This window comes from Mesorhizobium sp. M7A.F.Ca.CA.002.05.1.1, assembly GCF_003998335.1.
Lineage (GTDB): Bacteria > Pseudomonadota > Alphaproteobacteria > Rhizobiales > Rhizobiaceae > Mesorhizobium.
The window spans coordinates 1-9,737 of sequence record NZ_RZQI01000138.1 but is presented as its reverse complement, the minus strand read 5'-3'; the positions used below and the strand labels follow the sequence as shown (position 1 = coordinate 9,737).

The following is a 9,737-nucleotide window of genomic DNA, read 5'->3' as shown; positions in this document are numbered from 1 at the left end:
GCTTGCTCACGATCGGTGTCGGCGGCGCCTTCGTCCAGCAGTTCCGCTTCGCCGCTGCCGACAACGCACCGCCGGAATTCAAGGCGCGTGCCATCTCATTCGTGCTGGCCGGCGGCATCGTCACCGCCATCCTTGGGCCGCAGATCGTCATCTTCACCCGCGAATTGCTGGCGCCGGTCATGTTTGCCGGTTCCTTCATCTCCATCCTGCCGCTGGCCGCCGTCGGCGCTATCATCCTGTCGTTCCTGCGGCTGCCGGCGAAAGCATCCGGCAAGGTGGAGATCGCCGACAGCGACGCCAGGCCACTGGCTGAAATCGTCACGCAGCCGCGTTTCGTCGCCGCGCTTTTCTGCGCGGTCGGCAGCTATGCGCTGATGAGCTTCGTCATGACGGGCGCACCGCTGGCCATGGTCGGTTGCGGCCTGTCGGAGAACGACGCGACGCTCGGCATCTCCTGGCACGTCATGGCGATGTTCGCGCCAAGCTTCTTCACCGGCTCGCTGATCCATCGCTTCGGCGCCGAACGCATTGTGGCCACCGGCCTGATCCTGCTCATCGGCTGCGCCATTGTCGCTCTGTCGGGCCTGGCGCTGTGGCAGTTCTGGACGTCGCTGATCCTGCTAGGCCTTGGCTGGAACTTCGGCTTCATCGGCGCGACCGCGATGGTGGCCGCCACCTACAGGCCGTCGGAAAAGGGCAAGGTGCAAGGCTTCCACGACTTCGTCCTGTTCGGCTCCGTCGCCTGCGCCTCGCTGATGTCGGGCATGGTCTACAACGCCTGGGGCTGGGAGATGCTGAACTGGATAGTCTTTCCGGTTACCGTCCTGTGCTTCGTGGCGCTCGGCGCGCTCAAGCTGACGAGCTTGCGCAAAGCCGAAGCCTGATCCATCCGCCGTTTCACCTGACACGGCGCTGTCAGCACGATGTCGGCCGAATTTACCGCTTCGGAACAAAAATATTGCGTCTGTACCTATTGTTATGAAACCGTGTACCCCGACTGGCCGTTGAAGCCATGCTCATATGCGGTCACCGCGTTTCGGTTCATAGCAAGGGGTTTCACAATGTTTTCAGTCAAGTTTCTGGCCGGCGCGGCATTGGCGCTCGGCATCACGGTGGCTTCCGCCAATGCCCAGGTGGTTGTCTCTTCGAAGATCGACACAGAGGGCGGCGTGCTGGGTAACATCATCCAGCTCGTGCTCAACGCCAACAACATCAAGACATCGGACCGTATCCAGCTCGGTGGCACGCCGGTGGTGCGCAAGGCGATCACCGCCGGCGAGATCGACATCTATCCCGAATACACCGGCAACGCCGCTTTCTTCTTCGAAAAGGCCGACGACCCGGTCTGGAAAGACGCCGCCAAGGCCTATGAAACGGCCAAGAAGCTCGACTACGACGCCAACAAGATCGTCTGGCTGTCGCCGTCGCCCGCAAACAACACCTGGGCGATCGCGCTTCGCAAGGAAGTCGCCGAGACCAACAAGCTCGCCACGCTTACCGACTTCGGCAAATATGTCGCGGGCGGCGGTCAGGTGGTGCTGGCGGCTTCCGCCGAGTTCGTCAATTCGGCGGCCGCACTTCCGGCTTTCCAGACCACCTATGGCTTCACGCTGAAGCCTGAGCAATTGATCACCCTCTCGGGCGGCGACACGGCGGCAACCATCGCAGCGGCCGCCAACCAGACCAATGGCGCCACTGCGGCCATGGTCTACGGCACCGATGGCGGCATCGCACCGTCCGGGCTCGTCGTGCTCGACGACGACAAGGGCGTGCAGCCGGTCTACCAGCCGGCGCCGATCATCCGCGAAGCGGTGCTGAAGGAGCATCCCGAGATCGAGACGCTGCTGAAGCCGGTTTTCGCCAAGCTCGACCTCGTCACCCTGCAGGAACTGAACGGTCGCGTTCAGGTCGGCGGCGAGCCGGTCAAGGGCGTCGCCGAGGACTTCCTGAAGAAGAACGGCTTCCTGAAGTAGGACGATTCCGGCGCGCCGCTTTCGTGGCGCGCCGGATCGACTGAAGGGGCAGGGCGTGAACATCCGCTTCGACAAGCTCGGCGTGGTCATCGCCGCGATATCAGCCTATGCGGCCTTCGCCGCCCCCTTTGCCACGTTCCGTGCCAACCGCATCGTCCCCGGCCAGGCGCGCTCGATTCTCGATGCGCTGCCGGCAACGACCGGGACGCTGCTGCTCGCCATCATTGTCGCCGCAGCACTCATTGCGCTGTTCAAGACACCACTTGTGCTGCGCCTTGCCGCCAGCGTGATGGCGCTTGCCGCGCTCGCGCTGCTGATCGGTGTCGCCGGAACATTTCTCACGCCGGCGGGCAACACCTTCGCCAGAGTTTCGCCAGCCTCCGGTTTCTGGATTCTGATCTTTGCCTTCACGCTTTTGCTCGCCGACGTGCTGACAAGGCTGAACCTGTCGCCATTGGCGCGGGTTGGCGTGCTTGTGGTCGCGGCTTTGGCGATCGGGCTGCTGTTGATTTCGGGAAGCTGGGACAATCTGTCGATCCTGAAGGAATATTTCAACCGCGCCGACAGTTTCTGGGCAGAGGGCTCCAAGCATGTAACGCTGGCGCTAGGGTCGCTGCTTGCGGCGGTGGTCGTCGGCCTGCCACTCGGCATTCTCTGCCATCGTGTCGAAAGTCTGCGCGCCGGCGTTCTCAACGCGCTCAATATCATCCAGACCATTCCTTCGATCGCGCTGTTCGGCCTTTTGATCGCGCCGCTCGGCTGGGTTGCCACGCATGTGCCGGGAGCTGCCGCGCTCGGCATTCGCGGCATCGGCACCGCACCGGCTTTTGTGGCGCTGTTCCTTTACTCGCTGCTGCCGGTGGTGGCCAACACCGTGGTCGGTCTGGCCGGCGTGCCGCGCGCGGCCAACGACGCGGCGCGCGGCATGGGCATGACCGACAGGCAGCGCCTGTTCGGCATCGAGTTTCCGCTGGCTTTTCCTGTCATCCTCACCGGCATCCGCATCGTCTTGGTGCAGAACATCGGCCTCGCCACCATTGCCGCGCTGATCGGCGGCGGCGGTTTCGGCGTGTTCGTCTTCCAGGGTGTGGGCCAGACGGCGATGGACCTTGTGCTGCTTGGCGCGGTGCCAACGGTCGCGCTCGCCTTTGCCGCCGCCATCATCCTCGATGCGGTGATCGAAATGACCGCCACCAGGCGCAGGGTTGAAACGGCATGATCGAGATCGAAGGCATCACCAAGCGCTATGACGCGACGACCGTGGTCGATGACGTGTCGATGGTCATCGAGCCGCGCACCATCGCCGTCATTGTCGGCACGTCCGGTTCCGGCAAGACGACGCTGCTGCGCATGATCAACCGGCTGGTCGAGCCGACCTCGGGCATCATCAAGCTCGACGGCGCCGACAATCGTTCGCTGCCCGGCTACGAGCTGCGCCGCAGCATCGGCTACGCTATCCAGGGGCACGGCCTGTTTCCGCATCGCACGGTGGCACAGAACATTGCCACCGTGCCGGTGCTGCTTGGCTGGGACAAGGACCGTATCAAGGCCCGGGTCGACGAACTGATGACGCTCTATCAGCTCGATCCCGAAGCCTTCGGGCCTCGCTACCCGCACGAACTGTCCGGCGGCCAGCAGCAGCGCGTCGGTGTTGCCCGCGCACTCGCCGCCGAACCCAACGTGCTGTTGATGGACGAACCGTTCGGCGCCCTCGACCCGATCATCCGCACCAAGGCGCAGGAAGATCTGCTGGCGATCCAGAAGCGCTTCGGCACCACCATCATCCTCGTCACCCACGACATGGAAGAGGCCGTGCATATGGGCGACAAGATCGCGGTCATGGATGCCGGCAAGCTGGTGCAATACGCCAAGCCGGCCGAGATCCTGGCAAAGCCGGCAAGCGCCTTCGTCGAGACCCTGGTTGGCGCCAGCGAAAGGCCGTTCCGGTTGCTGTCGCTCGGCCGGGTCCGCGATGCCGTGGAGAAGGGCTCCGCCGAAGGTGAGGCGATCCCCGGCGATGCGAGCCAGCGCGACGCGCTGGCCGAATTGTTGTGGTCGGGCCGGCCGGCGCTGCCGGTCAAAGGCGCCGACGGCAAGCCGCTTGGCCGCGTGACCGTCGAAGGGCTGGTGAAGCGTGCGGCGAGGCCGGCATGAAGGCCTGGCTTCCATCGCTGCTCAGGCTAGCATTGGTGGTGCTGCTTGTCGCCTTCGTCACCAATCCCGGGTGGTTCGTGCCGCTGCTGAAGCCGCTGACCGAAAACAACGCGCCGGTGATCTACAACCAGGGCAGCCTGCTGACGCTGACCCTGCTGCACTTACGCACGGTTCTGATCGCCACCGTGGCGGCAACCATCGTTGCGGTGGCGCTTGCCATCCTGGTCACCAGGCCGGCCGGCGCCGAATTCCTGCCGCTATCGCGCAGCCTCGTCAACATCGGTCAGACCTTTCCGCCGGTGGCGGTGCTGGCGCTTGCCGTACCGGCCGTCGGCTTCGGCGAGAAGCCGACACTGATCGCCCTGTTTCTCTATGGCCTGCTGCCGATTTTCGAGAATGCACTGACCGGTCTGACGACGCTGCCGGCCAATGTCGTCGAGGCGGCGCGCGGCGCCGGCATGACCGGTTGGCAAAGGCTCACCAAGGTCGAGCTGCCGCTCAGCGCCCCGATCATTCTCGGCGGCATCAGGCTGTCGGTGGTGATCAGTCTTGCCACCGCGACCATCGGTTCGACCGTGGCAGCCAAAACGCTGGGCGAAGTGATCATCGCCGGGCTGTTGTCCAACAATCTCGCCTTCATCCTGCAAGGCGGCCTGATCGTGGCAGCGCTTGCCGTGCTGATCTATGACGGTCTGTCGGCGATCGAGCGCTACACGGCGCGCCGCATGGGCCGGGGAGCCGAGTAGGGGCGTCCTGCGTCAGGCCAATTTCAATCGATCTAATAGAGGGTGCTGACAGCAGTCGTCGCCTGGCCCAAACCATTTGGGCGAAAGCCGGGCAAAAACCGAACAATATCTTGACGTTCGCAGCCCTGTTTCGCATACACCGATGCGAAGAGGCGGATTCCGTGCTCGGAATCCGGTCTTTGTCTCAACGGCCCAGGGAGGGGTTCTTTTGGGCCATCAATCGAGGAAAATCCGGCAATGACAATTATTTCCGCCGTCATCGCCTGCGGCCTGCTTTCAATCCTTTACGCCATCTGGGCGACACGTTCGGTCCTTGCGGCCGATCAAGGCAATGCACGCATGCAGGAAATCTCCGCGGCTATCCGCGAGGGCGCACAAGCCTATCTGGCGCGTCAGTACACCACCATCGCCATCGTTGGCGTCGTCGTCCTCGTGCTCGCCTGGTGGCTGCTGTCCATCACCGCCGCGATCGGCTTCCTGATCGGTGCGGTGCTTTCGGGCGCCGCCGGCTTCATCGGCATGCATGTCTCCGTTCGCGCCAACGTTCGTACGGCGCAAGCCGCATCGAACAGCCTCGCTGCCGGCCTCGACATCGCGTTCAAATCGGGCGCCATCACCGGCATGCTGGTTGCTGGCCTGGCCTTGCTCGGCGTGTCGATCTACTACCTCATCCTGACCCACTTCATGGGCCTCCAGCCCAATGACCGCATCGTCATCGACTCGCTGGTCTCGCTCGGCTTCGGCGCATCGCTGATCTCGATCTTCGCCCGTCTCGGCGGCGGCATCTTCACCAAGGGCGCCGACGTCGGCGGCGATCTCGTCGGCAAGGTCGAAGCCGGCATTCCCGAAGATGATCCGCGCAACCCGGCCACCATCGCCGACAATGTCGGCGACAATGTCGGCGACTGCGCCGGCATGGCCGCTGACCTGTTCGAAACCTATGCGGTGACCGTCGTCGCCACCATGGTTCTGGCTGCCATCTTCTTTGGCGGCACCGCCGTTCTGGGTGCGGCCATGCTTTATCCGCTCGCCATCTGCGGCGCCTGCATCCTCACCTCGATCGTCGGCACCTTCTTCGTCAAGCTCGGTTCCAACGGCTCGATCATGGGCGCGCTCTACAAGGGCCTGATCGTCACCGGCCTGCTGTCCATCGTCGGCCTCGGCGTCGCCACACAGGTGACGCTCGGCTGGGGCGAGATCGGCACAGTCGCCGGCATGGTCATCACCGGCAAGAACCTGTTCATATGCGGCCTGATCGGCCTCGTGGTGACCGGTCTCATCGTCGTCATCACCGAGTACTACACCGGCACCAACAAGCGCCCGGTCAACTCCATCGCTCAGGCGTCGGTCACCGGTCACGGCACCAACGTCATCCAGGGCCTTGCGGTCTCGCTGGAATCGACGGCGCTGCCGGCGATCGTCATCGTCGGCGGCATCATCTCGACCTATCAGCTTGCCGGCCTCTTCGGTACGGCGATCGCGGTCACGACGATGCTCGGTCTTGCCGGCATGATCGTTGCGCTCGACGCCTTCGGCCCGGTCACCGACAATGCCGGCGGCATTGCCGAAATGGCCGGCCTGCCCAAGGAAGTGCGCCAGTCCACCGACGCGCTCGACGCGGTCGGCAACACCACCAAGGCGGTGACCAAGGGCTACGCCATCGGTTCGGCCGGTCTCGGCGCACTGGTGCTGTTTGCCGCCTACTCGAACGACCTGAAGTTCTTTGCCGCCAATGGCGACAAATATCCCTACTTCCAGGGCATGGGCGAGATCTCCTTCGATCTCTCCAACCCCTACGTCGTCGCCGGCCTGATCTTCGGCGGCTTGATCCCATATCTGTTCGGCGGCATCGCCATGACGGCCGTCGGCCGCGCGGCGGGCGCCATCGTTGAGGAAGTGCGCAAGCAGTTCCGCGAGGATCCGGGCATCATGGCCGGCACCTCGAAGCCGAACTACGCACGCGCGGTCGATCTGCTGACCAAGGCGGCGATCCGCGAGATGATCATCCCGTCGCTGCTGCCGGTGCTGGCACCGCTCGTGGTCTATTTCGGCGTGCTGTTGATCTCGGGCTCGAAGGCGTCCGCCTTTGCAGCGCTGGGTGCCTCGTTGCTCGGCGTCATCGTCAATGGCCTGTTCGTCGCCATCTCGATGACCTCTGGCGGCGGTGCCTGGGACAACGCCAAGAAGTCCTTCGAAGACGGCTTTGTCGACAAGGACGGCGTCAAGCATCTCAAGGGTTCCGAGGCGCACAAGGCTTCGGTGACAGGCGACACGGTCGGCGATCCCTACAAGGACACCGCTGGCCCGGCCGTCAACCCGGCGATCAAGATCACCAACATCGTCGCGCTCTTGCTGCTGGCCGTGCTCGCGCACGGCTGATCAAGGCTTCAGCCCGAAAAAACCCGCGGGAGCGATCCCGCGGGTTTTTTGTTGAGGCAAAGCCAAACTATCCTTCAGCGCTCGCTTTCGCCCGGTCTTCGCAATGCGTGCGCTGGCACCTTATGCCGGGCCCAGCGTCGTGTTTTCAGTGGTGGCCACTGCAGCATGCCAGTGGCCGTGCCCTGACTGGTGACCCATAACAAAAACCCGCAGGATCGCTCCCGCGGGTTTTTGGTCGCCTGAGATGACGAGGCTTCCGGGAATGGAAGCCGAAGGGAACTAGACGCCGCCGCCGGGAATGCCGGGCGCCAGCTTGCTGGCACCGTTGATGACCTGGCTGAGGAAGTTCTGGTCCTTGCCGCCGGTCGGTGTGGTGCGCGAGATGAAGTCGAACATCTTGCCATCCTTCTTCCCGTAATTGGCGATCTGGGTGACACGGCCATCGGCGCCGAAATAGACAGCCAGCACATGCTGGTCAATGAGCCGTGGCTTGTCGAAGGCGACGTAGCGCTTGCGCGTCTGCGAAATGTAATAGAATGCCTCGTTGTCGAAGGTCGCGGTCGTCGACGGCGTGCCGAGCGCCAGAAGCACCTGCTCGCGGCTCGAACCGACCGGCACCAGGTCGATTGCCTGCTGGTCTATGACGTAACCTTGCGTCAGCGTCTCGCTCGGGCTGAGATCGCCCATCATCTTGGAGGTGTGGCAGGCGGACAGTGCCGAAACGATCATCAGCAGCGAGATCGCGCCGGCGGGCCTGGACGAGAAGGTCGACTTGAAATTCAGCGCGCGCAACAACAACTCCATTAGCTGGCCGCAACTTGCGCTGGGCCGCGAAACCGGTAAACCAGCTTGCTTGCCGATGCAACAAGCCCACTTCAACAAACGGTCCCCAGGAGACCATCCCCAATGTTCCAGCGCTTTTTTGGCCGCGAACGCTACGCCAACCGCGCTATCACCGAGGCGCTTTACGCACAAATCGTGGCGGCGGCGCGGCAGACTGTGTTTTATTCCCACTGGAATGTGCCAGATACGCCGCTTGGCCGTTTCGAGATGCTGTCGCTGCACATGTTCCTGTTCCAGCACAGGTTGCGCGGGGAGAGCGGTGCGGCGCAAGAGGTCGCCCAGGTGCTGATCGACGAGTTCTTCCTTGACGTCGACCATTCGTTGCGGGAATTGGGCATTGGCGACGTTGGCGTGCCCAAACGCATGAAAAAACTGGCAAAGATGTTTTATGGCCGTACCGCTGCCTATGATGATGCCCTGGAAAGAAACGACCATGACGGGCTGACCGCGGCTCTTGCCCGCAATGTCCGGCCCGACACGGGCGCCTGGGCGGAAGCATCGCTGCTGGCCAACTATGTTACCGACGCGCGCAGTCATCTGGCCGCGCAGCCATCCGAATCGATTGTCTCCGGCACGCTGACCTTTCCCGCCGCCAAGGAGGTTGAACAATGAAGCATGTTGACCCGCAAAGCCCGGTCTCCTTCCGCGCCAACATTACGCGCCTGCCGCAGAAGGGCCTGCCGCTGGTTATCGAGGCCGATGCCGCACAGCGTGCGGCACTGGCCGAGGAGCACGGGCTGATTTCGGTCGAATCCTATCGCGCCGAGCTTCTGGTCGCGTCATGGAAGCGCAATGGCGTGAAGATCAGCGGCCGCGTCGAGGCCGACATCACTCAGGCCTGCATCGTCACGCTCGAGCCTGTCGAAGCACATATCGACGAACCGGTCGAAGCGCTGCTGCTGCCCGAGGATTCCAAGCTCGGACGGCAGGGCTTCGATGGTGGCGGCGAGATCCTGCTCGATGCGGAAGGCCCTGACAGTCCAGAGACATTTTCCGGTGACACGATCGATGTCGGGGCACTCGCCGAACAGTATTTCGGGCTCGCCATCGACCCCTATCCGCGTAAGCAGGGCGCATCGCTCAATGCCGGCAGCGAGACCGAACCGGCGGAGAATGAATTTCAGCAAAAACTGCGATCCTTGCTGGGAAAATCCTGAAAAGCTCGCCCGCGACGGAAAAGTCGGTTGTGCGGCAGCCCAAAACCGTTATTTTCGCCGAACCTTCGCGGTCGCTCAAGCGACCTGCCGCCTAACCGTGAGATAAATACCGCGTGATCAGGATTTCCATCGATGCCATGGGCGGCGATCACGGACCAGCCGTGGTCATACCAGCGCTCATGACGGTCGCGACCCGTCGTCCCGACATCCGCTTCGTCATCTTCGGGCGTGAGGAAGTCGTGCGCCCCGAACTTGCCAAATTTCCCAAGCTCGCCGAGATCAGCGAATTCTTCCATTGCGAAGTTGCGGTCAGGATGGACGACAAGCCGAGCCAGGCGCTGCGCCACGGCCGCTGGAAGTCATCGATGTGGAAGGCCGTCGAAGCGGTCAAGGCCGGCACAGCCGACGCCTGCATTTCCGCCGGCAACACCGGCGCGCTGATGGCGATGTCGAAATTTTGCCTGCGCACCATGGCCACCATCGAT

General features: G+C 63.2%; 9 protein-coding genes and 1 pseudogene. 9 read left to right on the top strand and 1 reads right to left on the bottom strand.

The features are described 5' to 3' along the window. The 6 genes from EN939_RS09850 to EN939_RS09825 all read left to right on the top strand — a co-directional run. On the top strand, nucleotides 1–884 hold an 884-nt coding region (locus tag EN939_RS09850; protein WP_164750929.1), incomplete at its 5' end, for an MFS transporter. 177 nt (nucleotides 885–1,061) lie between these two features. Next, nucleotides 1,062–1,973: a glycine betaine ABC transporter substrate-binding protein OsmF gene (gene osmF / locus EN939_RS09845; RefSeq protein ID WP_127267860.1), complete on the top strand. Its 912-nt coding sequence runs from the start codon at nucleotides 1,062–1,064 to the stop codon at nucleotides 1,971–1,973. Between the two features lie 55 nt (nucleotides 1,974–2,028). Beyond that, nucleotides 2,029–3,192, top strand: a complete 1,164-nt coding sequence (locus tag EN939_RS09840) for an ABC transporter permease (RefSeq protein WP_127267859.1) — start codon at nucleotides 2,029–2,031, stop codon at nucleotides 3,190–3,192. Beyond that, the gene (locus tag EN939_RS09835; protein WP_127267858.1) at nucleotides 3,189–4,127 is read left to right on the top strand and encodes an ABC transporter ATP-binding protein; all 939 of its coding nucleotides are present in this window, start codon (nucleotides 3,189–3,191) and stop codon (nucleotides 4,125–4,127) included. Before EN939_RS09840 ends, EN939_RS09835 begins: the two co-directional genes overlap by 4 nt. Further along, entirely contained in the window at nucleotides 4,124–4,873 is a 750-nt protein-coding gene (locus EN939_RS09830; protein WP_127267857.1) for an ABC transporter permease, read from the top strand. The genes EN939_RS09835 and EN939_RS09830 overlap by 4 nt, the downstream gene beginning before the upstream one ends. 237 nt (nucleotides 4,874–5,110) lie before the next feature. Continuing rightward, nucleotides 5,111–7,252, top strand: coding sequence for a sodium-translocating pyrophosphatase (locus EN939_RS09825; protein WP_127267856.1), 2,142 nt, complete (start codon nucleotides 5,111–5,113; stop codon nucleotides 7,250–7,252). A 279-nt stretch (nucleotides 7,253–7,531) separates the two neighbouring features. Here EN939_RS09825 and EN939_RS09820 read toward each other — a convergent pair whose 3' ends face one another. After that, the gene (locus EN939_RS09820; RefSeq protein WP_127267855.1) at nucleotides 7,532–8,044 is read right to left on the bottom strand and encodes an outer membrane protein assembly factor BamE; all 513 of its coding nucleotides are present in this window, start codon (nucleotides 8,042–8,044) and stop codon (nucleotides 7,532–7,534) included. Between the two features lie 114 nt (nucleotides 8,045–8,158). Between EN939_RS09820 and EN939_RS09815 the strand changes: the two genes are divergently transcribed. The 3 genes and pseudogenes from EN939_RS09815 to EN939_RS09805 form a co-directional block, all read left to right on the top strand. After that, a complete protein-coding gene (locus tag EN939_RS09815) occupies nucleotides 8,159–8,707 on the top strand; it encodes a ubiquinol-cytochrome C chaperone family protein (RefSeq protein ID WP_127267861.1) in 549 nt (182 codons plus the stop codon). Then, nucleotides 8,704–9,252, top strand: a complete 549-nt coding sequence (locus EN939_RS09810) for a YceD family protein (protein ID WP_027162417.1) — start codon at nucleotides 8,704–8,706, stop codon at nucleotides 9,250–9,252. Before EN939_RS09815 ends, EN939_RS09810 begins: the two co-directional genes overlap by 4 nt. Nucleotides 9,253–9,365: 113 nt before the next feature. Continuing rightward, nucleotides 9,366–9,737: pseudogene (locus tag EN939_RS09805) on the top strand (phosphate acyltransferase PlsX); the annotation flags it as partial.